Source organism: Parafrigoribacterium humi (assembly GCF_040227205.1).
Classification (GTDB): Bacteria; Actinomycetota; Actinomycetes; order Actinomycetales; family Microbacteriaceae; genus Parafrigoribacterium_A; species Parafrigoribacterium_A humi.
In genome coordinates this window covers 184,695-209,626 of record NZ_JBELOA010000001.1, presented here as the reverse complement: position 1 = coordinate 209,626, position 24,932 = coordinate 184,695, and the positions used below count along the sequence as shown (strand labels likewise).

Sequence of the window (24,932 nt, the reverse complement as noted above, 5' to 3'; positions counted from 1 at the left end):
CCTAACGTGCTGTACTCGCACATCACCCCGGCCACGAAGCGGCAGCTGTTGCGTGAACACCTCGCCACGGGAGAATTGCTGCGCTATCCGGGGGCGTTCAACCCGCTGAGCGCGAAGCTCATCGAAGACAAGGGCTTCGAGGGCGTCTACATCTCCGGCGCCGTGATCTCCGCTGACCTCGGCCTGCCCGACATCGGCCTCACCACCCTCACCGAGGTCGCGGGGCGGGCCCAGCAGATCAACCGGATGACATCGCTGCCCACCCTCGTCGACGCCGACACCGGCTTCGGCGAGCCGATGAACGTCGCGCGCACCGTGCAGGAGCTCGAGAACGCGGGTGTCACGGGCATCCACATCGAAGACCAGGTGAACCCGAAGAGGTGCGGACACCTCGACGGCAAAGCCGTTGTCGACGAAGGCACCGCGACCAAGCGCATCCGGGCTGCGGCCCAGGCGCGGCGCGACCCGAACCTGCTCATCATGGCGCGCACGGACATCCGCGCGATCGATGGAATGCCCGCCGCGATCGATCGGGCCAAGGCGCTCGTGGATGCCGGGGCCGACGCCCTCTTCCCCGAGGCCATGCGGGATCTGGCCGAGTTCGAGGCCGTGCGAGCCGCCGTGGACGTGCCGATCCTCGCGAACATGACCGAGTTCGGCAAGAGCGAGCTGTTCACCACCCGGCAGCTCGCGGACGTCGGCATCAACATCGTCATCTACCCCGTGACCCTGCTGCGCAGCGCAATGGGGGCGGCGGAGCGTACGCTCGACCTGATCGCGTCCGAGGGCACACAGCAGGCCGCCGTCGCCGACATGCAGACTCGCGCGCGACTATACGAACTGCTGGACTATGAGTCGTACGGCACGTTCGACTCCGGGGTGTTCAACTTCACCCTCGAGCGCAACCGGTCACTCTGACAGCGACAACTGAACCGAGAAGGACTGACATGAGCGAAGAGATCCACAAGGGCCTCGCCGGGGTCGTCGTCGACTATACGGCGATCTCGAAGGTCAACCCCGAGAGCAATTCGCTGCTCTACCGCGGCTACCCCGTGCAGGAACTGGCCGACAAGTGCACCTTCGAGGAGGTGGCGTACCTGCTCTGGCACGGGGAGTTGCCCACTCCCGCGCAGCTCGAGGAGTTCGAGAAGCTCGAACGTTCGCTGCGCCCCCTCGACCCGCGCACCAAGCGGGTCATCGACGAGCTGCCGCTCACGGCACACCCGATGGACGTCATCCGCACCGCTGTGAGCGTGATCGGTGCGACGGACCCGACTCTGAACCATCCCGACGGTATCCAGGACCGCACACTCAACGAGGGTCGCGCCGTCTATCTCCTCGCGCAGCTGCCCAGCATTCTGGCCTACGACCAGCGTCGCCGTCGGGGTGAGCAACTCGTCGAGCCCCGCGACGATCTCGGCTTCTCTGCGAACCTGCTGCACATGACCTTCGGCGAGGTGCCCGACCTCGTGGTGGTCAACGCCTTCGACATCTCGATGATTCTCTACGCCGAGCACTCCTTCAACGCGAGCACCTTCACGGCGAGGGTCATCACCTCCACCCTCGCCGACCTGTATTCGGCGGTGACCGGTGCGATCGGCGCCCTCAAGGGTCCACTGCACGGCGGTGCGAACGAAGCCGTCATGCACGCCTTCGACGAGATCGGCACGGCAGACAAGGTCGAAGGATGGCTGGACGCCGCGCTCGCCGAGAAGCGCAAGATCATGGGCTTCGGGCACCGCGTCTACAAGAACGGCGACTCCCGCGTTCCCACGATGAAGGCCGCGCTCGACACCCTCGTCACAGAGTTCGACCGTCACGACGTCGGCGAGCTCTACGACACACTCGAGAAGGCGATGGGCGACCGCAAGGGCATCAAGCCCAACCTCGACTACCCGAGTGGCCCGGTCTACCGGCTCATCGGCTTCGACACCGAGATGTTCACGCCGCTGTTCGTGGCCAGCCGCATCGTCGGCTGGACGGCACACATCATGGAGCAGCAGGCATCCAACGCACTCATCCGCCCATTGAGCGCTTACAACGGCGCAGAAGAAAGGCACCTGTCATGACCGTTCCCACCGTCACGCTCAACGATGGCACAGAGATTCCCCAGCTCGGCTTCGGCGTATTCCTGGTCGAACCGGACGAGGCAGAGCGGATCGTCTCCGACGCGCTCGAAACCGGCTACCGGCACATCGACACGGCCGCCATCTATCGCAACGAGGAGGGTGTCGGTCGCGCCATCGCGGCATCCGGCATCCCGCGCGACGAGCTGTTCGTGACGACCAAGCTCTACAACGCCGATCAGGGCACCCAGTCCGCCTACGACGCGATGTCGCGCAGCCTCGACAAGCTCGGGCTCGAGCGGGTGAACCTGTACCTGATCCACTGGCCGAGCCCTGCGCAGGACCGCTACGTGGAGTCGTGGCGCGCGCTCGAGCAGATTCGCGACAAGGGGCAGACCGTGAGCATCGGCGTCTCGAACTTCATGGTGCCGCACCTCGAACGGGTGATCGCCGAGACCGACACCGTGCCGGCCGTCAACCAGATCGAACTGCACCCGTATCACCAGCAGCCCGCGGTGACCGCGTACGGAGCGGAGCACGGCATCCGCACCGAGGCCTGGGGCCCGCTCGGGCAGGGCAAGTACCCACTGCTCGAGCTGCCCGAGATCGCGGCGATCGCGGAGACGCACGGCAAGTCCGCAGCGCAGGTCGTGCTGCGCTGGCACCTGCAGCAGGGTCACATCGTGTTCCCCAAGTCGAACCACCGCGAGCGGATGGCCGAGAACTTCGCGCTGTTCGACTTCGAGTTGAGCGCGGCCGAGCAGGCCTCGATCACCGCGATGGAGCGTGCGGGGCGCGTGGGTGGAGACCCCTTCGAGGTGAAGTAGCCCGCTACAGCTCCACGCGCTCGCCGCGCGGCAGCTGCACGAGCAGCTCGGCGAGATCCGCGTCGGCGAAGGCCTGATCCACGGTCGCGCGGTCCTCGGAGAGGTGCTTCCAGTCCTCGGCGTGCACGATGGCCACCTTCGCGGCCTGCAATGCCTTCGCGGCCGCGACGGCATCCGTTCCCGTGAGGGTGAGTGCTGCGTCGATCGCCGGAACGCGCGCCGCTCCCGCGTGCAGGATGGCGACATCCACGGGGGAGAAGCGGTCCGCGATCTGCTCGACCAGCGGCACGGAGGCGTTGTCGCCGCTCACGTAGATGGTCGGCGCGTCCGCTGCCTCAAGCACAAAGCCGATGACGGGTCCGACGAAGCGCTCGGATCCGGGAGGACCGTGCAGCGCGGGCACGGCGGTGACAGTGGCATCCCCGACGGTGTAGCTCTCCCACGAGTCGAGCCCGACAACGCTTCCGCCGAAGAGATCCATGCTCGCCTTGCGCGTGCTGAGCGTCGTCACGCCCGTCGCGAGCAGTTCCAGGCCCTCGTAGTCGAGATTGTCCTTGTGCGCGTGATGGCTGAGCAGCACGAGGTCGACCTGCCCCAGTCGCTCACGCGGGATCGCGGGGCCGGCGGTTTTCACGAGCGGAGTGCTGCCCGGGTCTTCGTAGCTCTGCGGGGCGTCGAAGGTCGGGTCGGTGACGATTCGCAGGCCGGCCCACTCGAGAAGCACGGTGGGCCCGCCAATGAGGGTGATGGCTGTCGTAGGCACAGTTCGAGCTTAGCTTCGCGCGCGCTCACGTCGCTGATATGACGACGACCATGCTCGCTCGGCACGAGCGCGGGTAGCGTGAGAGCATGCCCAACCGTCTCGCGGACGCCATCAGCCCCTATCTCCGGTCCCACGCCGACAACCCCGTTGCCTGGCAGCAGTGGGGTTCCGAGCCGTTCGAGGAGGCCGCGCGGCGCGATGTGCCCGTGCTCGTCTCGATCGGTTATTCCACCTGCCACTGGTGTCACGTCATGGCCAGGGAGAGTTTCAGCGACCCGGTGCTCGCCGTCTACCTCAACGAGCACTTCGTCGCGATCAAGGTGGATCGCGAGGAGTATCCGGATGTCGACTCCAGCTATCTTGCATCCGCCAGCGCGTTCACGCAGAACCTCGGCTGGCCGCTCAACGTGTTCGTCACGCCGCAGGGCAGGACCTTCTTCGCCGGGACGTACTGGCCGCCGGCGGCCGTGGGCGGAAGTCCCTCGTTCCGCGACGTGCTGGAGGCGGTCGCCGACGCCTGGACGCATCGTCGAAGCGCGGTGGAGGGCAGCGCTGCACAGGTGGTCGAGGCGCTCGCCGTGAGGCGTGACACCGCGAGTGGTGCGCTGCCCGGCGACGACGATTTCGCGCGGGTCGTGCGCGAGCTGCTCGAGTACGAAGACAAGAGTTCTGGTGGATTCGGAACGGCGCCGAAGTTTCCCGTCGTGCCCGTGCTGCTGTTCCTGCTCGACCGCGGCTCCCTCGGAGACTCCGCGGCGCTCGAGCTCGCGGAGCGCACCCTGCTGACGATGGCGGATTCTCCGCTGCGCGACGGTATCGACGGCGGGTTCTTCCGCTACGCGACGCGGCGGGACTGGTCGGAGCCGCACTACGAGCGGATGCTCTACGACAACGCGCAGCTGCTCAGCGTGTACGCCCGACTGTCACAGCTCTCGCAGTTCTTTCAGCTCGCACCGGGCAGCCGGGAGCGCGCGGTCGAGGTGTGTGAGGGGATTGCACGCTTCCTGGTGAACGTACTGCGGCTTCCGAACGGGGCATTTGCCTCGGCGCAGGACAGCGAGAGCACCGTGGACGGCGTCCGCGTCGAGGGCGGGTATTACGTGCTCGACGCCGCGGCGCGCGCGGCACAGCCGACTCCCGGGCTCGACGAGAAGGTGTTGAGCGGCTGGAACGGACTCGCGATCGACGCGCTCGCCGAGGCCGGCTTCGTGTTGGGTCGCAGTGACTGGGTGGAGGCGGCACGAGGAGCAGCGGACTTCCTGCTCGAGCACCACGTCGTGCGTGCTTCGAGTGCCACCTCTGCCGCCGCCCAAATGAAGGAGTCGGTGACGCTCATCCGCGCCTCCGTCGGCGAGAGACCTTCTGCCGCAAGGGCGACGCTCGAGGACTACGGGATGCTCGCCCGCGCATTCCTTCATTTGGGCGTCGTGACGGGGGAGGCCCGGTACGCCGTGGCGGGGCGGGAGCTCGTGGATGCGACGCTCGCCGAGGTGCCAGCCGCCGAGGCGACAGGCGAGGCCGCCGACGTGCTGCCGTTCGCGGTGCCCGGGGGAGCGGACCCCGTGCTCGCGGGCCACGGCGTCGCGATCCAGGCCGATCCGTCTGAGGGTGCCTATGCCTCGGGATCGAGCGCCGTGGCATCCGCTGCACACCAGCTGTACCTGCTCACGGCGGAAGGCCGATATCTCGCGGCCGCGCGAGGGGCGATGGAACGCTGTGCGCCGCTCGCCGTGACGCAGCCTGTCGGTTTCGGCGCAGCGCTCGCGCTCATGACCGGACTCACCGCGCCCGCGGCCCAGCTCGTGGTCGTGGGCGACGCCGGCTCGGCGATGGCAGCCCATGCGCGTGGCTGGTACCGCAGCGGCGCGGTGACCACAGTGCTCACGGATGCGGCGGCCGCGTCGTTCGCGAACGCGGGTTTCGAGCTGTTCGAGGCCCGCACCACGCAGCCGGACAGGGTCACCGGTGAGCCCACCGCGACCGCGTACCTCTGTCGCGACTTCGTCTGCCGTCTGCCGCTCACCGACCCGGCTGGCTTGGCGAGTGCGTTGAAAGAAGAAGCTTAGGCACCGACCTAAGCACCGAGCTGTTACGCCCCGACGACGAGCGCAGCGTCAGGGTCTGCCGCCCACTCGTTGAGCGAGCCGTCGTAGACGACGACATTGTGGTGGCCGAGCAGGGTGAGTGCGAGAGCATCAGCGGCCGCAGCGATGCCCCCCGAGCAATAGGTGATGATCTGCTCGTCTTCCAACACGGGGCCGAACCTTTCGCGCAACTCGTCCTCGTCGAGAACCGCGTTGCTGCCGCGATCGACCAGGCGGCCAGCGGGAATGCTGACGCTGCCCGGGATGTGCCCCGCGCGAGAGCGCGGTGACATCTCGCCGCTGTAGTCCTTGGGCGGGCTCGCGCAGACGAGCGCGGCGTGCACCGAGCCTGCGGCGACGGCTTCGACGTGGGCCTTGTCCGCCCAGAGTTCCGGGTGCTCCGTGGCCGTGAACACGGCGGGCGTCGGTTCGCGGTGGCCGATCTCGGTCTCGCGCCCCTCTGCCGTCCACTTGCCGAGTCCGCCATCCAGCACCGCGACCCGGTTGTGCCCCCAGCTGCGGAATAGCCACCAGATGCGGGATGCCCACTGGCCGACCGCGGCGTCGTAGACGATCACGGTCGTGTCGTTGTCGATCCCCAGCTCCCCGACCGCGGCCTCGAACCTGGCGCGATCCGGCTTCGTGAACGGGAACCGGCCATCCGGGTCCGAGAAGGTCTCGAGCAGGTCGGCGAAGAAGGCCCCTGGCACATGGCCCGTGAGGATGTACTGCTCGTGCCCGCTGACATGGCCGTGATGCGGCGTGGAGACCACGTGCACGGTGGCGTCGAGAACGATGAGCTTCTCACTGCCCAGGTGGTCTGCGAGCCACTGGGTCGACACCAACGGGGACGTCAGGAGGGGGGCGGGCATGGTCAGCGAGCGGTCTTGCGGGCCGAGATCACCCCGGTGTCGAATCCGAGCAGGTAGAGGCCGCCATTGAACCTGGCGTGCTCGATCTTGATGCAGCGGTCCATGACGACGTTGAGGCCCTTGCTCTCGCCGTACTCCGCGGCATCCTGGTTCCAGATTCCGAGTTGCACCCAGATGGTCGGTGCGCCGATGGCGAGCACGTCGTCGATGACCGACGGAATGTCGCTGGCCTTGCGGAACACGTCGACGATGTCCGGGACCTCGGGCAGCGAGGCGAGGTCGGGGTAGGTCTTGTGTCCCAGGATCTCGTCCGCGTTGGGGTTGACGAAGTACACGCGGTACTTGCTGGACTGCAGCAGATAGGTGCCCACGAAGTAGCTCGCGCGTGCGCTGTTGGGCGATGCGCCCACGATCGCCACGGACTTGGCGCCCTGCAGCAGCTTCAGTCTCTCCTTCGCGCTCGGGCCGACCCAGGTGCGCTGGGATCGCAGCAGCTTCGCCAGCGGGGAGTCCGCGGGCAGGGCGCAGCTGAGGCCGTTGGCCAACTGGGATGTCACGGTTGCTGTACTCATCACTTGCCTTCCGTCGCCTGGGCCAGAGCCTGGTCGAGGTCATAGATGATGTCTTCGGGGTCTTCGATTCCCACGCTAATACGCACGAGGCCCGGCAGCACCCCGGCGTCGACCAGCTGTTGCTCGGTGAGCTGGCCGTGGGTCGTGGAGGCCGGATGGATCACGAGAGTCTTCGCGTCGCCGACGTTGGCCAGGTGGCTGGCCAGGTTAACCGACTCGATGAAGATGCGCCCGGCATCCCGACCGCCCTTGACGCCGAAGCTGAAGATCGAACCCGGACCCTTGGGCAGGTAGCGCTTGGCGCGCTCGAAGTGCACGTGGGAGGGAAGCCCGGCCCAGTTGACGAACTCGATGCGCGGGTCGGCCTCGAGCCATTCCGCGACGATGCGGGCGTTGGCGACGTGCGCCTCCATGCGGAACGGGAGCGTCTCGACGCCCTGCGCGAGCAGGAAGGCGGAGTGCGGGGCGAGCACGGGACCGATGTCACGAAGCTGCTCAGCGCGCAGGCGGGTGAGGAACGCGTACTCCCCGAAGTTGCCCGACCAGTTGAGGTTGCCGTAGGTGTGCACGGGCACGTCGAACAGCGGGAACCTGTCACCGTGCCACGCGAAGCGGCCGGATTCGACGACAACGCCGCCCATGGTCGTGCCATGGCCGCCGAGGAACTTGGTGGCCGAGTGCAGCACGACGTCGGCACCCCACTCGATTGGACGGTTGAGGTATGGCGTGGCGAAGGTCGAGTCGATGATGAGCGGAACGCCTGCGGCGTGCGCGACCTCGGCGAGGCCCTCGATGTCGGCGATCTCGCCGGACGGGTTCGAGATCGACTCCGCGAAGATCAGCTTGGTCTTGTCGGTGATCGCCGCCGCGTAGTCCTCCGGGTTCGTCCCGGGGATGAAGGTGGTGTCCACTCCGAAGCGGCGCAGGGTCACGTCGAGCTGGGTGACCGAGCCGCCGTAGAGGCCCGCGGATGCGACGATGTGGTCGCCCGCGCCCGCGAGGGAGGCGAAGGTGATGTACTGCGCCGAGAGCCCGCTCGAGGTGGCGACGGCGCCGAGGCCGCCCTCGAGGCTCGCGACGCGCTCCTCGAACGCCGCGACCGTCGGGTTGGCGACCCTGGAGTAGATGTTGCCGTACTTCTGCAGGGCGAATCTGGCCGCGGCATCCGCGGTGTCATCGAAGACGAAGGCGGTGGTCTGGTAGATCGGCAGTGCCCTGGCGCCCGTCACCGCATCCGGGACGTTACCCGCGTGGATGGACCGGGTGCGGAAGCCCCACTCCCTGTCGGTGCGGTCTGTGCCTGCCCTATTGGTGTCTGCGGGGTCGTGATCTGCCATGCATTCACGCTACCGGAGCACGCCACGGGATGGACTTTGTGACGCCACGGGAGGTAACACAACGGGCGGGTACGCCCGGAACGTCACTCAGGCGTCGACGCGCTCCTGCACCGCTTCGGCGCTCTCGCTCTCCGGCTTCGCAGTGAGTTTGAGACAGAGCCACACTCCGATCGAGAGCACGGTGAAGCAGCCGAGCACGAGCAGCCAGACCGGCAGGGACTCACCGATCTCGTCCGGGGCGATCGCGGTCGGCAGCACGAGCAGGGAGAACGCGGTTCCCGTGACCAGGAACAGCGTGGCCCACAGCCACTTCGAGTGGTCCCAGACCTCCTTGCCCTCGAAGAAGGCGAGCGGGAACAGCCCGAGCAGCATGCCGGTGAGGCCCTCCGCCGTGATCGTGCTGAGGGCATCCTGTACCAGTCCGGTGAACACCGAGCCCTCGCTGTTGCCGATCGCGAGCGCGATGAGGCTGTAGCCGACCCAGGCGAGCAGCGCGAGGCCGACGATCACGGCGACCTGCATCGCCATCGACCGGGCCTTGTGCAGCGACTTGGCGTTCGCGGCGAGTTCGAGGCCGATGGCCATGCCGATGAGGAACCCGGGTGAGAAGCCGAGCAGGCGACCGATGACGACACCGATGATGGCGAAGACGAGAGCGATCGGCTGGATCGAGACCCCGCTCGTGAGGTTCCAGCGCCTCTTGAGAATGGTGCCGCTGATGCGCGGGGCGATGTAGTACACCACGAAAAGGGCAACGATGATCGAGAGGGTGAGCCTCAGCGAGACGAGGTTGAACCCGTAGTCGGGGTCAGCGAAGCCGAAGATGATCGACGAGAGCACGATCATGATCGCGGATGAGGCGGCCTGGCCGTGCGTGACTCGATTCAGCCAGTCGGTGGCGCGCTCCGCCCACGAACCGGCGCGGCTGAGGAAGGGCCCGAAGCGATCGAGGTTGGAACTGACCGCGCTGTCGAGGAGCTCGGTCGGCAGGGCGACGAGCAGCAGGATCGCGAGCGCGAAGCCCGCTGCGACAGCAAGTGTGACCGGGTTCTCAAACAGGGTTGCGAGCGTGGGAAGCGCGCCCGTGAACGAGCTCGGCGCGCTGAGCGTGTTGCGGGCGTCAGTCCCTGGTACGCGCCCGGCCTTACCGCTCGCGGTGCCTGCTGCGGCATCCTTTGCGGTGTCCGTCGCGGCCGGGGGAACCGCCAGCGTGTTCAGCTCCTCTGATGGGGCGATGGTGACGGGGGACTCGACGGTGGACGCGGGACTGCCGGGCGCCGTGAGCGTGGCGACGAAGTGATGTGCGCCGGGGTCGATGCCGTCGGGAACGACGATCGCCTTGCTGAAGGTGCCGTCCTGCGCGACGGTGACGCTGCCGAGATCGATCGGGGTCGAGTGGAAGAACAGCTGCACGATCGACCCGGAGGGCAGGCCCGTGCTGCTGAGCGTCACGGTGTCGCCGGAGCGCAGCGGTCCGTCGGCACCCGTGACGGTGAGCAGCCAGGAGAAGGGGGTCGGCGTCGTGGACGGGGTTGGCGCGGGGGACGGGGTTGGCGCGGGGGACGCAGTCGGTGAGGGGGAGGGCGTCGGCGGCGTCGGGGTCGCAGAGGGGATGGGAGTCGTGGGGTCTGAGGGAGTGGTGGGGGTGGTGGGCGCGGCGGCAGGTACGGTCGCGGGCACCGTGTTCGTCAGTGCGGACTTGCCACTCAGCACGGTGCCGAGGGGGTCGCCACCCACGTCTCCGGACGCATCCGTGTACGGGGCCCAGCCCTGGTCGAGCTGATATGCGCGGTAGGTGTGTGTGCCCGCGGGCGCGGCCGCCGTGCAGCTCCAGCTGCCCGCGGCAACGGTGGCGGAGCAGACCGTTGCGTCGCTGTCGTCGAGGACGGAGACGATGTCTCCCGTCGTACCGGTTCCGGAGAAGGTCACGGTCTGGTCTTCGGCACCCTGCGCCGTCATGGTCGGTGCGACGGGGATGCGGAAGAAGTCGTTCTGCATCGGGGAGTTCAGACCGTCGACACTCTGGCCGGAGTAGACGTTCCAGATTCCCGGGGCGAGAGTGCCGAAGTCGCAGGGCATCACGGACGGGTGTGTGTCGGCCGCGAGTGTCTGGGGGCCTGCGGCGACGTTGGCGAGGGCCGCGGGACCCATCACGCCCGCCGCGTCCGGGCCCGAGACTTCCGAAGCGGGGGCGCAGGTCACGACCGGCTGGTCGAAGGAGTACCCCTGGCCGGGCCCTTCGGGCTCGGTGACGTAGTAGAGCTCCGTGTGGACAAGGGCACCCGTCGGTCCGGTGGCCGTCGACGACCCCGTGCCGTAGCCGAGGTCATAGCTCATGGTGGGTGGAGCGGGCGGTGTCGGTGGGGTGACGACGGTCACGGTCTGCGTCTGCGACAGCGCCGAACGCCCACTCAGGACCACGCCGAGCGGTGACCCGTCGACATTGCCAGAGCTGTCCGCATCCGGATACGGTGTCCAGCCCTGGTCGGCCTGCGACGCGTGATACGAGTGAGTGCCCGGGGTAGCGGATGCGGAGCAGTACCAGTTGTCGCCGGCGACGATGTCCGTGCAGGCGACCGTGCCGCCGTCCGTCCCGCCGGTCGTCGTGACGGTGACGACGTCGCCGTCCGTGCCGGTCCCGTTGAACGCGACCGAGCCATCCGATTGGGGATATGCCGTCATCGTCGGGGCCTCGGGAACGCGGAAGAAGTCATTCCGGGACACCGGGGTCATCTCTCCCACGTACTGGAACGAATGCACCTCCCAGATACCGGGAGCCAGGATGCCGAAGTTGCAGGCGAGCGGTCCAGGCGCAACCATGGGGCCGCAGCTCCGGTTCGGGTTGGACGACCGCAGGTACCCGGTTCCGGCACCGCCCGGTTCCGTGACCGAATACAGCTCGGTCCCCATCGCGGCGTTGCCGAACGTCGTCGTCGTCGTGGACGTTGCGGTCGCGTAACCCACCACGTAGTTCACGGTGGGCGCTGTCATCTCCGACACGGTCACGGGAACGGTGGCACTGGTACTCGAATAGAAGGTGTCGCTGGGATATCCCGGAGTCGAACTGGTGATGGTGAACCCGTTGGCCCCGTCGGCGAGTGTCGAACTCGATGAGCAACTCCACTGCCCGGAGTCGGGCACGACTGCGACAGTGCAAACCGTGCCACCGGTATTCGCGAGCACGGAGATCGACCCGCGCGCTGGACCGGTCCCGGAGAACACCGGGTACTCTGGCAGCACGCTGGAGCCCGAGTGCGGGCTGGTCAGCGATGGGCCGTCCGCGCCGTAGACGATGATGGGTGGGTTCGAGGCCGAAGTGGTGCCATCCGTCGCGGTGAAAGTGTTCGTACCGAGGTGCACGTCTACGCCCGTCGGACACGACCAGGAGCCCAGGGGGTCCGCAACCGTCGTGCAGTAGGTGGTGTCCGCCGCTTCCGGATTGCTCACGTTCACCGTTATCGCTGCGTCCGGATTCGCGGTGCCATGGATCTTGGGCTGGCTCGTGCTGTGCAGGCTCGCGTTGGTCGCGCCGCTCGAATCGAACGGTGCCAGCGTTATGCCGGCAGCGTGTGCGACTTCGACTCCACCGAAGACCATCGCGGAGACCAGAGCGAGTGTGGCGACAGCGCCACCGATTTTGCCAATGCGCACGGGAAATGTCCTGGGGTAAGACAATGATCGGGTAGGCATCCGATGATTGCAGGGTCGGGTATGCATCGGGTAAGAATGCGTTCGTATGCTACTACCTGTCAGGTATATTGACCTACCCGCAATTTTTGCTGATCAGGGAGTGTGGACTCAGATCCAGCTGCGAAGCCAGTAATGCAGGTACACGAACCAGTCCGGTTCCTGCTGTGCCGTCCACATCGGATACCAGAATGCGCTGAGCAGAACGGCGAACCCGAGGAAGATCGCCACGAGACGGATGCCGCTCAATCGTCGCCATTGCGGATCGTGGCGTGAGCCCAGAACGTGCCCGATAACCGCCGTGAGCGCAAGCAGGAGATAGGGCTCGAACGCGATGGTGTAGAACTGGAAAACCGTGCGGTCCAGATACAGCATCCATGGGAGGTATCCCGCGGCGATGCCGGTGAGAATGAGACCGGCCCGCCACTCGCGCCAGCGCACGAGCCGATACAGCAGGTAGATCGCCGCGGCGACGGCGGCCCACCAGATCAGCGGGTTCGAGATGTCGGTGATCGCCGCGCCGCAGTGACTCGAGGTGCAGCCGTTCTCGCCGTGAGAGGAGCCGACGTAGTACATGCTCGTCGGACGGATCATGAGCAGCCAGCCCAGCGGATTGGCCGCATAGGGGTGGGCGGTGTGCAGCCCCACATTGAAGTCATACGCCATCACCTGGTAGTGCCAGAAGCTCTGCAGGGAGTGCGGAATCCAGGCGAACGCGCCGGTGAGTGCATTGCCCGCGGTGTCTGCCCAATGCCTGCCGTAGCCGCCGTTCGTGACGAACCAACCCGTCCAGCTCACGAGGTAGGCCGCGACAGCGATGGGCACCGTCAGCAGGAAGCTCGTCGGTCCCTGCTTGAACGCGGTGCCGCTCGCCCACAGAGTGATGCCTGCCCGCCTCCTGGCCACGGCATCCACGATCAGGGTGTAGACGGCGAATGCGGCAAGGAAGTAGGCGCCGTTCCACTTGATGGCGGCGCTGAGCCCGAAGATGAGCCCCGCGGTGATGAGCCACGGTCTCCACCACAGCGCGGGACCCCAGTCGGTGTGCAGTCCGCGTTTGGCGCGTTGGGTCATCCACAGCGCGAGCCTGCCCGCGCTCTGCCTGCGGTCCTTCAGGATCGCCCAGAAGCCGAGCAGCGCGAAGAACATCAGGAAGTTGTCGAGCAGGCTCACCCGCGACATGACGATCGCGCTGCCGTCGATCGCCATGAGGCCACCCGCGATGGTGGCGAGCAGGGTGGACTTGAACAGCTCGCGCGCGATCATCGCGACCACGAACACCGCGACGATGCCGACAATCGCCGTGCTGATGCGCCAGCCGACGCTGTTGTCGCCGCCGAATGCGGCCATGCCCAGCCCGATCAGCCACTTGCCGAGCGGCGGATGCACGACATAGCCGCCCACGCTCGTGAAGATGTCGACGTGCCCGGTGATGAAGCTCGGGTCGGCCTCTGCGGGCCAGCTGCCCTCGTAGCCGAGGTGGAGGAGGCTCCAGGCATCCTTGACGTAGTAAGTCTCGTCGAACACGAGAGCCTTCGGAGCCCCGAGGTTCCACAGTCGCAGCACCGCGGCGAGCAGCGTGACCGCCAGCGGGCCGCCCCAGTACCAGAGCCGCATCCGCATCGGGTTCTGGAGCATCCGCCCCCACCATCGGTCGATCCTGAGCTCCATTGTTCTCGCGGGGTCGTCGGAAGCGGCCGCAGAGGCCCGCCACACCCGAGCCTTCGGTGCGATTCCCGACGACACCCCGGAAATGATCGATTCGAAGTCGTCGGGGCCGCGGGTCACAGAGGCAATGCTAACCAGTCGGGTGGTGAACGCACGGATGGGAGGATGGAGTCGTGATCATCCTCGCGGCGACCCCGATCGGCAATCTCGGCGACGCATCCGCACGGCTGGTCGAGGCGCTCGGCTCTGCAACGGTGATCGCCTCGGAGGACACCCGCGTCACCATCCACCTGATGCGTGCCCTCGGCATCGAGAATCACCCGCGGCTGATCCCGCTGCACGAGCACAATGAGGTGGCGAAGGCCGCCGAGATCGTCGAGCTCGCGAGAGACACGGATGTGCTGGTGCTGACCGACGCGGGCATGCCGGCGATCAGCGACCCCGGCTTCTCCCTCGTGAGCGCCGCCGCGGCTGCCGGGGTGCGCGTCACGATGCTGCCGGGGCCGTCCGCGGTGCTGACGGCGCTCGCCGTGTCGGGGCTCGCAACCGACCGCTTCTGCTTCGAGGGTTTCCTGCCGCGCAAGGGCGGCGACCGTCGCAAGGCGCTCGTGCGTCTCGCGCGCGAGGAGCGCACGATGGTGTTCTTCGAGTCCCCGAACCGGCTGGCCGACAGCCTCAAGGATGTCGCAGACACGTTCGGCGCGGATCGCCGCGTCGTGGTGGTGCGCGAGCTCACCAAGCTGTTCGAAGAGGTCAAACGCGGCACCGCAGCGGAGCTCGCCGAGTGGGCCGCCGGCGGAATCAAGGGCGAGATCTGCATCGTGGTCGAGGGTGCCGTCGTGGGCGAGGCCGACCTGGGCGACGGCGTGGCGCAGGTGCTTCGACTCGTGGCCGACGGCATCCGCCTGAAGGATGCCTCCGCCGAGGTCGCCGAGGCCACAGGGCTCAGCAGACGCGAGCTCTACGAGGGTGCGCTCGCCGCGCGTGGCTAATCCCCGAACGGCAGGAACGAGTCGAATCCGGTGCCGTCCCACGACACCTGGTATTGGTTGAAACCGAGCGTGATTCCGTGGGCCGTGAAGTTGTCTGGTGTCACGCAGCTCGCCGCCCCCGACTGGTTCGACGCCTCGTAGAGGAGCAGGCACAGCTCGGCGTCCGAGTTGAGCCCCGCCCAGAGCTGCAGGGCGCCGGCGGCTCCTCCGAGGTAGCGAGTCGAGTTCTGGTCGAGGTTTTGCACGAGGGTCGGCAGCGGGAACGCGTCCCGGGCCCTCCGTGGCTTCGCGAGAATGGTGTCCGCGGCCACGAGGTCGCCCCCCGGCTGCCCCGAGCTATCGGTTCCGAGGGCGAAACTCGAGGGTGCGCGGGGCGTCACCGCGGGTGGCGCTGGCCGCCAGAGGGAACCACCGATGGCTCCGACGACGAGCGAGACGAGGATGACCGGCACGAGCCAGATCGCGCGTACGCTGCGGCTCGGGTTTGGTTCGTCGTCGTCGGGCGCGTCCAGCGACGGAGCTGCGAGGGGCTCAGGCACATCGACCGCGGGAACGACGTACTCGGTGCTCGCGAGCTCCGCCGCCGTGGGCTCCGCGCGGGCACTCTCGGCCTCGATCTCGGCCAGGCGCCTCTCGGCCTCGCGCTGCTCATCCGGGGTGCTCGACCTGCCGAAGGCGGCGCGCCGCAACTCGCGAAGCTCGTCGTCGGAGGTCATAGCGAGAGCGTAATCGCCAGCGGCCTGCTGAGCACCGCCGGATGCAGAGCCGACGCGTCTAGCGCCCCTGGCCTCGTGAGCAGGTCTGGTCCGCCGCCGTCTGGCCGGTGACACTCGAGGGAAGCACGACAGCATCCTGCGCCGGCGTCGTGGCCGGTGGCGTCGTGGCCGCGCCCGTGGCCGACGTGGTGTCCGGCGCGGTGGGGGGCGGCGGTGCCGGTGTGGACGGCGCGAGCACCGTCCCTCCGCCGGTCTTGCCGCTCAGCTGCACCGGCTGATCGGCCAGGAGAGCCGCGTTCAGGGCTGCTGCGGCGTATGACTGGGGCACCACCCGGTTGGCGTTGGCCGGGTCGGTGACGGCGGGGTACTGCACGAAGACCATGTTCGACAGGCCGACGTTCTTGAGCGCGAGCGCGATCTCCACGAGAGCGGTCGGGTTGGTCAGGGTGTCGGACAGCGTCACGTTCTTCACCGCGGCATTTGCGAGTGAGTACAGCTCGATGGGGTTACTCAACACTCCCGCGCTCGTCACCTTGCGTGCGAGAGCAGACATGAAGAGCTGCTGGTTGCTGATGCGGGCGAGGTCGCTTCCGCCCACGAGTCCGTGCCTGCTGCGCAGGAACGAGAGGGCTTCAGGGCCGATGAGGGTGTGTTCGCCCGCGGTCAGATGCAGTGCGGGGATGACGTACCGGTCGTTGATCGGGGTCGCGACGCAGACGTCGACGCCGCCCACGGCATCCGACATCGCGATCACGCCGTCGAGGGTGATCTTCGCCGCGAACGGAATCTCCAGCCCGGTGAGCTTCTCGATGGTCAGGACAACGCAGGGCAGGTTGCCGCGGGCGAGAGTGGAATTGAGCATGGCTGAGCGCTCTGAGGGGTATGAGCCCCCTGCGGCTCGCGGACACGACGGTATCGGAATCATCAGGTCGCGGGGAAAGCTCACGACCGTGACGCTCCGGTGGTCCGCCGCGATGTGGATGAGCATCGTCACGTCGTTGTTGCCGAGCCCTGAGCTGCCGGCGAGTTCGTCCTTCGTCGAGAACGCTCCGCCCTGCCCTGAGCGGGTGTCCGTGCCGGTGAGCAGCATGTTGACGCCGCCCTCGATCGCCCCGATGTTGGCGACGTCGATCTTCGGACCCTTTTTGATGTGGGTGAGATGGATGCCCGGCTTGGCGCTGCTGGCCAGGTTCCAGACCGCGAACCCCGCGATCGATGCGCTGCTCACCGCGACCACCGCGACGATGATCCCCAGCAGGCGCATCGCGTTAGCGAACGGCCCGCGAACCTTCTGCTGGCCGTGGCGCACCACTCGTGCGTTCGCCGCTCGTCGTCCGGCCGGTGGCTGCGCGCCTGTCATCACCCCACCTTAAGCGCGGAGTCTGCGAGGAGGCCGGGATTGCTGAGGCCGTGTCACACGTCGGTGAGCGCGAGCATCCGCCAATTAGGATGTTCTGCATGGCCGCGCGTAACTCCTTCTATATTGCGACGCCCATCTTCTACGTGAACGACGTGCCGCACATCGGCCACGCCTACACGGAAGTTGCGGCGGACGTGCTCGCTCGCTGGCATCGGCAGAGCGGCGATGACACCTGGCTGCTCACGGGCACGGATGAGCACGGGCAGAAGATCCTGCGCACGGCGGTCGCGAACGACACGACCCCAAAGGCGTGGGCGGACAAGCTCGTCGCGGATGCCTGGCAGCCTCTGCTCAAGACCATCGACATCCGCAATGACGACTTCATCCGCACCACGGACGAGCGCCACGAGAGCGCCGTCGTCGCGTTCCTGGGGAAGCTGCACGACGACGGTTTCATCTACTCCGGCGAGTACGAGGGCTACTACTGCGTCGGCTGCGAGGAGTACAAGCAGCTCGACGACCTGCTCGAGACGGCCGAGGGCGACTACGCGGGCCAGCTGGTCTGCAAGATCCACTCGATTCCTGTGGAAGTGCTCAAGGAGCGCAACTACTTCTTCAAGATGAGCCAGTTCCAGCAGCAACTGCTCGACCTGTACGAGAAGCAGCCGGACTTCGTGCAGCCGGAGAGCGTGCGAAACGAGATCATCCAGTTCGTCAAGGGCGGCCTCGACGACCTGTCCATCTCTCGCTCGAGCTTCGACTGGGGCATCAAGCTGCCCTGGGACGACAGCCACGTGCTGTACGTCTGGTTCGACGCGCTGCTCAACTACATCACCGCGATCGGCTACGGCACCGACCAGGAGAACTTCGATCGTCGCTGGCCGGCCACCCAGCTGGTCGGCAAAGACATCGCGCGCTTCCACGCCGTGATCTGGCCGGCCATGCTCATGGCGGCCGGGCTCGAGCCCCCCAAGCAGGTCTTCGGCCACGGCTGGCTGCTCGTCGGCGGCGAGAAGATGTCGAAGTCGAAGCTCACCGGTATCGCACCGCAGCAGATCACCGACACCTTCGGAGCGGATGCGTTCCGCTACTACTTCCTGAGCGCCATCCACTTCGGGCAGGACGGCTCGTTCAGCTGGGAGGATCTCGCGGCCAGGTACCAGGCGGAGCTCGCGAACGGTTTCGGAAACCTCGCCTCCCGCGTCGTGGCGATGGTGAACCGCTACTACGACGGGGTCATGCCCGCTCCGGCCGAGTACCTCGACGTGGACGTGAAGGTGCAGTCCTCGCTCGCGGTCGCCTACATCCAGGCGGACGCCGCCATGCGCCGTCTCGCGATCGACGAGGCCATCGCCGCGATCTGGGTCATCGTCGACGAGCTCAACGGATACATCACCACACAGGAGCCGTGGGTGCTGGCCAAGAACGACGGGACCCGCGCGAGGCTCGGCACGGTGCTCTACACCGCATCCGAGGGACTGCGCGCCCTTGCCGTTCTGCTGTCGCCCGTCATCCCGCAGGCCACGACGAAGCTGTGGGATGCGCTGGGCGCGACCGCGGCGCTCGGTGCCCTTCAGGACCAGCTGATCTCGGATTCGTCTCGCTGGGGGCAGCTCCCGGTCGGCAGTCGGGTGAGCGCCCTGGAGGCCCTGTTCCCGAGGATCGAGACTCCGGAGGGGTGACGGGACGAGCCGATGACTGAGCGCGACACGAGCTATCCGCCGCTGCCGGAGGCGCTCGTCGTGCCCGTGTACGACAACCACACCCATCTCGAGCCGAACGGATGGGCGGACTCGCTCGACCATCTCGAGCTGCTGGACCGCGCGAGCAGCGTCGGTGTCCGCGGCATCGTGCAGGTGGGCGGCGACCTGGAGACCTCGCGCTGGTCGGCCGAGATGGCGGCCAGGGAGCCGCGGATGCTCGCCGCCGTGGCCATCCACCCGAACGAGGCACCGCGCTACGAGGCTGCGGGCGAACTGGATGCGGCGCTCGCCGAGATCGACGCCCTGGCAGCGAGACCACGGGTGCGTGCCGTCGGCGAGACCGGACTCGACTTCTTTCGCACGGACGAGTCTGGACGCGCCGCGCAGTTCCGCTCCTTCGAGGCGCACATCGAGATCGCGAAGAAACACGACCTCGCCATGCAGATCCACGACCGGGATGCGCACGACGACGTGCTCGCGACCCTGCGCCGGGTGGGCGCACCGGAGCGCACGGTGTTCCACTGCTTCTCCGGGGACGCCGAGCTCGCCAGGATCTGTGCGGACAACGGATGGTACCTGTCGTTCTCCGGAACGGTCACCTTCAAGAATGCGGGCTACCTGCGCGAGGCGCTCGAAGTGGTACCGCGCAGCCAGATCCTGATCGAGACGGATGCGCCCTACCTCACACCGACTCCGTTCCGCGGCCGCCGCAACTCTCCGTACCTCATCCCGCACACGCTGAGGGCGATGGCGGCACACCTCGGCACCGACGCGTCGATGCTCGCGGCGCAGATCTCCTCGAACACCGAGCTCGTCTACGGGCAGTGGAACGCGGAGCCGATCACGCAGGACGCCGGCTCGCCCTACGACGAGGCCATCGACCCGGCGGACCTCGCCTGATGTGCGAGATCGCCTGATGGCCGAGTTGCTCGGGCCGGCGGAGGTGCGCGACCTCGCCGAGCTGCTGGGCATCCAGCCCACCAAGAAGCTCGGCCAGAACTTCGTGATCGACCCCAACACCGTGCGCCGCATTGTGCGGATCGCGGGCGTGAGCGAGGGCGAGCGCGTCGTCGAGGTGGGGCCTGGGCTCGGCTCGCTGACCCTGGGCATCCTGGAGGCCGGGGCATCCGTCGTGGCGGTCGAGATCGACGCGCGGCTGGCCGCACAGCTGCCTAAGACAGTCGAGCTCATGCAGCCGGGCGCCGCGCTCACCGTCGTGACGCAGGACGCGATGAAGATCACCGAGCTGCCCGGCACGCCGACCCGGCTCGTCGCCAACCTGCCATACAACATCTCGGTGCCGGTGCTGCTGCACTTTCTGGAGCATTTTCCTGCGATCACCGCCGGGCTCGTCATGGTGCAGGCCGAGGTCGGTCAGCGCCTCGCTGCAGCCCCAGGGTCGAAGGTCTACGGGAGTCCGAGCGTGAAGGCCGCCTGGTACGGCACCTGGGCCGTCGCGGGCCAGGTCAGCCGCCAGGTGTTCTGGCCGGTCCCCAACGTCGACTCGATCCTCGTGTCCTTCAGGCTGAGGACGGAGCCGTTCGGAACGGAAGAGGAGCGGCTCTCGACCTTCGAACTCGTGGATGCGGCGTTCCAGCAGCGACGGAAGATGCTGCGGCAGGCGCTCGCGGGGGTTCTCGGGGGCAGCGCCGAGGCATCCGCGGTTATGGAAGCGGCCGGTATTGCCCCGACCCTGCGCGGCGAACAGCTCACGGTAGACAACTTTGTTGCGATCGCCCGCGCTCGTGTGCACCGAGGCCCCAAAAGGGTCGACTAGGTTGGACTCATGACCACCTCGGCCGCGCCACAGGTTGTGCACGCACGGGCCCCGGGGAAGATCAATGTCTTTCTCAAGGTGGGGTCACTTCTCGACGACGGATTCCATGACGTTGCGACGGCGTACCAGGCGGTGTCGCTGTGTGAGGAGGTGCGCGCCTACCATGCCGACGATTTCTCCGTCTCGTTCTCCGGCTCGATCGACTCCTCGTCGCTCGCCACGGACGGATCGAACCTCGCGATCAAGGCGGCCAGGCTGCTCGCCCGCAAGGCCGACTACAGGCGCGGGGTCAGGCTCGAGATCGAAAAGCACATCCCGATCGCCGGTGGAATGGGCGGGGGCTCAGCGGATGCCGCGGCAACACTGCTCGCCTGCGACACGCTGTGGGGCACGGGTCTCGGGCGCGAGGACCTGCTCGAGCTCGCCAGACAGCTCGGCGCGGATGTGCCGTTCACGTTCAACGGCGGCACCGCCATCGGCACGGGGCGCGGCGATGAGTTGAGCCCGGCACTGGCCAAGGGAGTATTCCACTGGGTGTTCGCCTTCGCCGAGTTCGGCATGAGCACCCCGGAGGTCTACACGGAACTCGATCGTCACCGCGAGCGTCACTCGCAGGACATCTTCCCCGTCGAGGTGCAGCCGCAGGTCGATGCCCTCGTGCTGCAGGCCCTGCGCGCCGGGGATGCGACCATGCTCGCTGAGGTGCTGCACAACGACCTGCAGGCACCCGCCCTGCACCTCGAACCGGAGCTCGCAAACATCATCGAGTTGGGCGAGGAGAACGGCGCGCTCGCCGGCATGATCTGCGGCTCCGGGCCGACCGTGGCGTTCCTCGCGGAGGACCTCGACCACGCGCTCGAGCTGCAGATCGCGCTGAGTGCGGCCCGCCTTACGGTGGTGCGGGCCACCGGCCCCGTGCACGGCGCCCGCCTCGTCGGCGACTGACGGCATCCGCGCGCTTCTCCCTTCCCGTTCCCTCTCGCTCCTTTCCGGATCGTTGGCGATTTCCGCCCCAAAACGTCTGTTTTAGGGCGGAAATCGCCAACAATCCTTCGCGACGAGGAGGGGTGTGGATGGATTGCCACGAGCGAGGGCGCATGACGGCAGGATGTCGGGATGCCACGGATCGTCCCACTGCCACCCAGCGTCCACTTGCGCCCGGTTCGCGTCGGCGAATTGACCGAGTTCGGGATATCTGAGCGACGCTCCTACGGCCGCGACTTGCAACGGCCTTTTCACGGCGTGCGCTCCCACGGTCTCGATCTGACGGCGCTATCCGACCGGTGCAGGGCATACCTGCCACGGATGAGCCCTGACCAGTTCTTCAGTCACTCGACGGCGGCCATGGTGCATGGAATCCCCGTGCCGCTCGCGTTGTGGCGAGACAGTCGGCTGCACGTTTCCGTGCTCAGGCCGTCCTACCCGCCGAACACCGCGGGCGTCATTGGGCATCGGCTCCGCGCTCCCGTCGTTCGCAGCATCGTTGCCGGGCTCCCCGTCGCAGATGCTGTGACGACCTGGTGTCTACTGGGGTCGGTGCTCGGCATCTGGGATCTGGTCGCTGCCGCAGATTATCTCGTCGGGCCGAAGCCGAAAGCGACGCTGCCGCAGCTTGAGGCGGCGGTCGTGGCTTGGCACGGGCACAACGGCGCGCTGGCTCTCCGCGCGGCGCTCCCGCTGGCGAGGCTCCGCGTGCGGTCTCCCCGTGAAACCCGGCTGCGGCTGCTCGTGCTGGACTCAGGTCTGCCTGAGCCCGAGATCAACTACTGGATCTATGACGACCGCGGCCGGTTCCTCACCGAGAGCGATCTGGTGTACCCCAGAGAGAAGGTCGTACTCGAGTACGAAGGCGACCATCATCGCACCGACGTGAAACAGTGGCGCAAGGACATCGCGCGCAGGGAGTCACTCGAGGATGCCGGCTGGCGCGTCATCCGAGTGAGTGCCGACGATCTGGATCTCTACCCCGACCGCCTCATCACCCGCATCCGCCGCGCCCTGGCTCGTCCCCGTTCGTAGCTCGGCCCGGATCGTTGGCGATTTCCGCCCCAAAACCCGGGGTTTAGGGCGAAAATCGCCAACGACTATGGCAGAGGAGAGGGACGGGGAAGGGGTGAGAGTTCCAAGGGGTGCCAGTCGCCTAACCTTGAGTAGATATGGCCCATCTACTCGGCGCAGAAGCGCTCCATCTCGAATACCCGACCCGTGTCATCTTCGATCAGGTCACCATCGGCCTCAATGAGGGCGACCGCATCGGCATCGTCGGGCGCAACGGCGACGGCAAGTCGACCCTGCTCCGGATGCTCGCGGGCCGTCTCGAACCGGACTCCGGACGGGTGACCAGGCGCGGCGGCATCACCCTCGCCATGCTGGACCAGGCGGACGACCTCGACGACGAGCTCACCGTGCACCAGAGCATCATCGGCGGCCTCGACGAGCACGTCTGGGCAGGCGACCCGAAGGTGCGTGACGTGATCGCCGGGCTGGCCTCGGACATCCCGTGGGAGACGAAGGTCGCGGAGCTCTCGGGTGGTCAGCGTCGCCGGGTGGCGCTCGCGGCCATCCTCATCGGCGACCATGACGTTATCTTCCTCGACGAGCCCACCAACCATCTCGACGTCGAGGGCATCGCCTGGCTCGCAGGGCACCTCAAACGGCGCTGGGCTGCGAACGCCGGCGGACTCGTGGTCGTGACCCACGACAGGTGGTTCCTCGACGAGATCTGCACGGCAACCTGGGAGGTGCACGACCGCATAATCGAGCCGTTCGAGGGCGGGTATGCGGCGTACATCCTGCAGCGGGTGGAGCGCGACCGGATGGCCGCGGCATCCGAGGCGAAGCGGCAGAACCTCATGCGCAAGGAGCTCGCCTGGCTGCGCAGGGGCGCTCCGGCGCGCACGGCGAAGCCGAAGTTCCGCATTGACGCGGCGAACGAGCTCATCGAGAACGAGCCGCCGGCCCGCGACAGCGTCTCACTCGCGTCGATGGCCATGCAGCGGCTCGGCAAGGATGTCGTGGACCTCGAGAACATCTCGGTCAGCTACGACGACACGGTGGTGCTGCACGATCTCACCTGGCGGATCGCTCCGGGAGAGCGCACGGGCATCCTCGGGGTGAATGGGGCGGGCAAGTCCACCCTGCTCAGCCTCGTGGCCGGAACACTGCTGCCGACGACCGGGCGGGTGAAGCGCGGCAAGACCATCAAGGTCGCCACCCTCACCCAGCAGCTCTTCGAGCTCGAGGAGATCTGGAACGACCGCGTGAGCGAGGTGCTCGGACGGCAGAAGAGCAGCTACATCGCCGGCGGCAAGGAGATGACTCCGGGGCAGCTGCTCGAGCGTGTCGGATTCTCGAGTGCGCAGCTGAGCACAAGAGTGAAGGAGCTCTCGGGCGGCCAGAAGCGTCGCCTGCAGCTGCTGCTCATCCTGCTCTCGGAGCCGAATGTGCTCATCCTCGACGAGCCGACCAACGACCTCGACACCGACATGCTCGCGGCGATCGAGGATCTGCTCGACTCCTTCCCCGGGACGCTACTCGTGGTCTCGCACGACCGGTACCTGATCGAGCGCGTCACCGACCAGCAGTACGCGGTGATCGACGGCGGGCTGCGGCATCTACCCAAGGGCGTCGACCAGTATCTCGAGCTGCGGGCGAAGCAGCAGCGGGATGCCGAGCGCGGCACGAAGACGGATGTCCCTGCCGCGTCGCCTGCGACGGCATCCGGCCCGCCGAAGCTCGCCGGTGCGGAGTTGCGAAGCGCGGAGAAGGAGTTCGCCGCGGGCGGCCGCAAGATCGAGAAGCTGAACGGCCAGATCGCGGCGCTGCACGCGGCAATGGCCGAGCACGACCAGAGCGATTATGCGGGCCTCGGCGAACTGTCGAAGGAGCTGGATTCATTGCAGGGAGCCCTGTCAGACGTCGAGACGCGCTGGCTGGAGCTCAGCGAGCTGCTCGACTGACTGCTCAGTCGAAGTCGAGGCTGAGCTTGCGCAGCAGGGATGCGAGATGTTGCTGATCGTGCACGGAGAGCTTGTCGAGCAGTTGGTTCTCGGCCGCGAGCAGCACGCTGATCGCGGTGTCGACCCTCGTGCGGCCCCGGTCGGTCATGACGACGAGGATGCCGCGGCCGTCGTGCGGGTCCGTGCGGCGCTCGACCAGTCCGCGGGCGACGAGCCTGTCGATCCGGTTGGTCATCGTGCCGCTCGAGACGAGGGTCTGCTGCAGGAGGGCCTTCGGACTCAGCTGGTACGGGCTCCCGGCGCGGCGCAGCGCGGACAGCACGTCGAACTCCCAGGACTCCAGTTCGGATGCCGTGAAGGCCGCGCGCCTGGCCCGGTCGAGGTGCCGCGCGAGCCTGCCGACGCGCGAGAGCACCTGCAGCGGCGCAAAGTCGAGGTCCGGCCGCTCTCGCTCCCAGGCTCCGACGATGCGGTCTACCTCGTCGTGTTCTGGCATGCGCCCATTATCGCCGAATGCCGAAGCGGAGGGCGACCGCACCAGCATCTGGC

Annotated in this window: 20 protein-coding genes; 11 read left to right on the top strand and 9 right to left on the bottom strand. The window is 67.3% G+C overall.

Annotated elements, in window-relative coordinates; translation table 11 throughout:
* Positions 1–6 precede the first annotated feature (6 nt).
* Genes prpB through ABUA28_RS00945 form a run of 3 tightly spaced genes read left to right on the top strand, consistent with a single transcriptional unit; the run spans position 7 to position 2,893 of the window.
* Positions 7–918, top strand: a complete 912-nt coding sequence (prpB, locus tag ABUA28_RS00955; RefSeq protein WP_349901910.1) for a methylisocitrate lyase — start codon at positions 7–9, stop codon at positions 916–918.
* 29 nt (positions 919–947) lie between these two features.
* On the top strand, positions 948–2,069 hold the full coding sequence (locus tag ABUA28_RS00950) for a bifunctional 2-methylcitrate synthase/citrate synthase (RefSeq protein ID WP_349901909.1): 1,122 nt from the start codon (positions 948–950) through the stop codon (positions 2,067–2,069).
* Positions 2,066–2,893 (top strand): aldo/keto reductase, encoded by an 828-nt coding sequence (locus tag ABUA28_RS00945; protein WP_349901907.1) that lies wholly within the window; start codon positions 2,066–2,068, stop codon positions 2,891–2,893. Before ABUA28_RS00950 ends, ABUA28_RS00945 begins: the two co-directional genes overlap by 4 nt.
* A gap of 4 nt (positions 2,894–2,897) precedes the next feature.
* On the opposite strand, the gene ABUA28_RS00940 is transcribed toward ABUA28_RS00945, so the two are convergent.
* Positions 2,898–3,656 carry an MBL fold metallo-hydrolase gene (locus ABUA28_RS00940; protein WP_349901905.1) on the bottom strand — a complete coding sequence of 253 codons (759 nt, stop codon included), beginning with the start codon at positions 3,654–3,656 and terminating at the stop codon, positions 2,898–2,900.
* A gap of 86 nt (positions 3,657–3,742) precedes the next feature.
* Here ABUA28_RS00940 and ABUA28_RS00935 point away from each other — a divergent pair, with 86 nt between their 5' ends.
* Entirely contained in the window at positions 3,743–5,722 is a 1,980-nt protein-coding gene (locus tag ABUA28_RS00935) for a thioredoxin domain-containing protein (protein WP_349901903.1), read from the top strand.
* 23 nt (positions 5,723–5,745) lie between these two features.
* On the opposite strand, the gene ABUA28_RS00930 is transcribed toward ABUA28_RS00935, so the two are convergent.
* From ABUA28_RS00930 to ABUA28_RS00910, 5 genes are all read right to left on the bottom strand, one after another.
* Positions 5,746–6,612, bottom strand: coding sequence for a sulfurtransferase (locus ABUA28_RS00930; RefSeq protein WP_349901901.1), 867 nt, complete (start codon positions 6,610–6,612; stop codon positions 5,746–5,748).
* A gap of 2 nt (positions 6,613–6,614) precedes the next feature.
* Positions 6,615–7,184 carry a CoA-binding protein gene (locus ABUA28_RS00925; RefSeq protein ID WP_349901900.1) on the bottom strand — a complete coding sequence of 190 codons (570 nt, stop codon included), beginning with the start codon at positions 7,182–7,184 and terminating at the stop codon, positions 6,615–6,617.
* A complete protein-coding gene (locus ABUA28_RS00920; protein WP_349901898.1) occupies positions 7,184–8,521 on the bottom strand; it encodes an O-acetylhomoserine aminocarboxypropyltransferase/cysteine synthase family protein in 1,338 nt (445 codons plus the stop codon). The genes ABUA28_RS00925 and ABUA28_RS00920 overlap by 1 nt, the downstream gene beginning before the upstream one ends.
* Before the next feature lie 87 nt (positions 8,522–8,608).
* A complete protein-coding gene (locus ABUA28_RS00915) occupies positions 8,609–12,172 on the bottom strand; it encodes a hypothetical protein (RefSeq protein ID WP_349901896.1) in 3,564 nt (1,187 codons plus the stop codon).
* Between the two features lie 147 nt (positions 12,173–12,319).
* A complete protein-coding gene (locus ABUA28_RS00910; protein WP_349901894.1) occupies positions 12,320–13,996 on the bottom strand; it encodes a dolichyl-phosphate-mannose--protein mannosyltransferase in 1,677 nt (558 codons plus the stop codon).
* 53 nt (positions 13,997–14,049) lie between these two features.
* On the opposite strand from ABUA28_RS00910, the gene rsmI reads away from it, so the two are divergent.
* On the top strand, positions 14,050–14,868 hold the full coding sequence (rsmI, locus tag ABUA28_RS00905; protein ID WP_349901892.1) for a 16S rRNA (cytidine(1402)-2'-O)-methyltransferase: 819 nt from the start codon (positions 14,050–14,052) through the stop codon (positions 14,866–14,868).
* Here the strand turns inward: rsmI and ABUA28_RS00900 are convergent.
* Positions 14,865–15,584: a hypothetical protein gene (locus tag ABUA28_RS00900; protein WP_349901891.1), complete on the bottom strand. Its 720-nt coding sequence runs from the start codon at positions 15,582–15,584 to the stop codon at positions 14,865–14,867. The genes rsmI and ABUA28_RS00900 overlap by 4 nt on opposite strands.
* A gap of 58 nt (positions 15,585–15,642) precedes the next feature.
* Positions 15,643–16,944 (bottom strand): LCP family protein, encoded by a 1,302-nt coding sequence (locus tag ABUA28_RS00895; protein ID WP_349901889.1) that lies wholly within the window; start codon positions 16,942–16,944, stop codon positions 15,643–15,645.
* 98 nt (positions 16,945–17,042) lie between these two features.
* On the opposite strand from ABUA28_RS00895, the gene metG reads away from it, so the two are divergent.
* The 6 genes from metG (at position 17,043) to ABUA28_RS00865 (ending at position 24,383) form a co-directional block, all read left to right on the top strand.
* Positions 17,043–18,626, top strand: a complete 1,584-nt coding sequence (gene metG, locus ABUA28_RS00890) for a methionine--tRNA ligase (protein WP_349901888.1) — start codon at positions 17,043–17,045, stop codon at positions 18,624–18,626.
* A gap of 12 nt (positions 18,627–18,638) precedes the next feature.
* Complete coding sequence (locus ABUA28_RS00885) at positions 18,639–19,547, top strand: TatD family hydrolase (protein ID WP_349901887.1); 909 nt, start codon at positions 18,639–18,641, stop codon at positions 19,545–19,547.
* Positions 19,548–19,563: 16 nt separating this feature from the next.
* The gene (rsmA, locus tag ABUA28_RS00880) at positions 19,564–20,424 is read left to right on the top strand and encodes a 16S rRNA (adenine(1518)-N(6)/adenine(1519)-N(6))-dimethyltransferase RsmA (protein WP_349901885.1); all 861 of its coding nucleotides are present in this window, start codon (positions 19,564–19,566) and stop codon (positions 20,422–20,424) included.
* Between the two features lie 9 nt (positions 20,425–20,433).
* The gene (locus tag ABUA28_RS00875; RefSeq protein WP_349901884.1) at positions 20,434–21,369 is read left to right on the top strand and encodes a 4-(cytidine 5'-diphospho)-2-C-methyl-D-erythritol kinase; all 936 of its coding nucleotides are present in this window, start codon (positions 20,434–20,436) and stop codon (positions 21,367–21,369) included.
* Positions 21,370–21,729: 360 nt separating this feature from the next.
* Entirely contained in the window at positions 21,730–22,443 is a 714-nt protein-coding gene (locus tag ABUA28_RS00870) for an endonuclease domain-containing protein (RefSeq protein WP_349901882.1), read from the top strand.
* A 137-nt stretch (positions 22,444–22,580) separates the two neighbouring features.
* Positions 22,581–24,383, top strand: coding sequence for an ABC-F family ATP-binding cassette domain-containing protein (locus tag ABUA28_RS00865; RefSeq protein WP_349901881.1), 1,803 nt, complete (start codon positions 22,581–22,583; stop codon positions 24,381–24,383).
* Between the two features lie 4 nt (positions 24,384–24,387).
* Here the strand turns inward: ABUA28_RS00865 and ABUA28_RS00860 are convergent, their stop codons facing one another.
* On the bottom strand, positions 24,388–24,879 hold the full coding sequence (locus tag ABUA28_RS00860) for a MarR family winged helix-turn-helix transcriptional regulator (protein WP_349901880.1): 492 nt from the start codon (positions 24,877–24,879) through the stop codon (positions 24,388–24,390).
* Positions 24,880–24,932: the final 53 nt, after the last annotated feature.

Coding starts and splice junctions, on each gene's coding strand:
- ABUA28_RS00950 (WP_349901909.1), top strand. CDS start 948: ATGAGCGAAGAGATCCACAAGGGCCTCGCCGGGGTCGTCGTCGACTAT.
- ABUA28_RS00945 (WP_349901907.1), top strand. CDS start 2,066: ATGACCGTTCCCACCGTCACGCTCAACGATGGCACAGAGATTCCCCAG.
- ABUA28_RS00935 (WP_349901903.1), top strand. CDS start 3,743: ATGCCCAACCGTCTCGCGGACGCCATCAGCCCCTATCTCCGGTCCCAC.
- ABUA28_RS00930 (WP_349901901.1), bottom strand. CDS start 6,612: ATGCCCGCCCCCCTCCTGACGTCCCCGTTGGTGTCGACCCAGTGGCTC.
- ABUA28_RS00925 (WP_349901900.1), bottom strand. CDS start 7,184: ATGAGTACAGCAACCGTGACATCCCAGTTGGCCAACGGCCTCAGCTGC.
- ABUA28_RS00920 (WP_349901898.1), bottom strand. CDS start 8,521: ATGGCAGATCACGACCCCGCAGACACCAATAGGGCAGGCACAGACCGC.
- ABUA28_RS00900 (WP_349901891.1), bottom strand. CDS start 15,584: ATGACCTCCGACGACGAGCTTCGCGAGTTGCGGCGCGCCGCCTTCGGC.
- ABUA28_RS00895 (WP_349901889.1), bottom strand. CDS start 16,944: ATGACAGGCGCGCAGCCACCGGCCGGACGACGAGCGGCGAACGCACGA.
- metG (WP_349901888.1), top strand. CDS start 17,043: ATGGCCGCGCGTAACTCCTTCTATATTGCGACGCCCATCTTCTACGTG.
- ABUA28_RS00885 (WP_349901887.1), top strand. CDS start 18,639: ATGACTGAGCGCGACACGAGCTATCCGCCGCTGCCGGAGGCGCTCGTC.
- rsmA (WP_349901885.1), top strand. CDS start 19,564: ATGGCCGAGTTGCTCGGGCCGGCGGAGGTGCGCGACCTCGCCGAGCTG.
- ABUA28_RS00875 (WP_349901884.1), top strand. CDS start 20,434: ATGACCACCTCGGCCGCGCCACAGGTTGTGCACGCACGGGCCCCGGGG.
- ABUA28_RS00870 (WP_349901882.1), top strand. CDS start 21,730: ATGAGCCCTGACCAGTTCTTCAGTCACTCGACGGCGGCCATGGTGCAT.
- ABUA28_RS00865 (WP_349901881.1), top strand. CDS start 22,581: ATGGCCCATCTACTCGGCGCAGAAGCGCTCCATCTCGAATACCCGACC.
- ABUA28_RS00860 (WP_349901880.1), bottom strand. CDS start 24,879: ATGCCAGAACACGACGAGGTAGACCGCATCGTCGGAGCCTGGGAGCGA.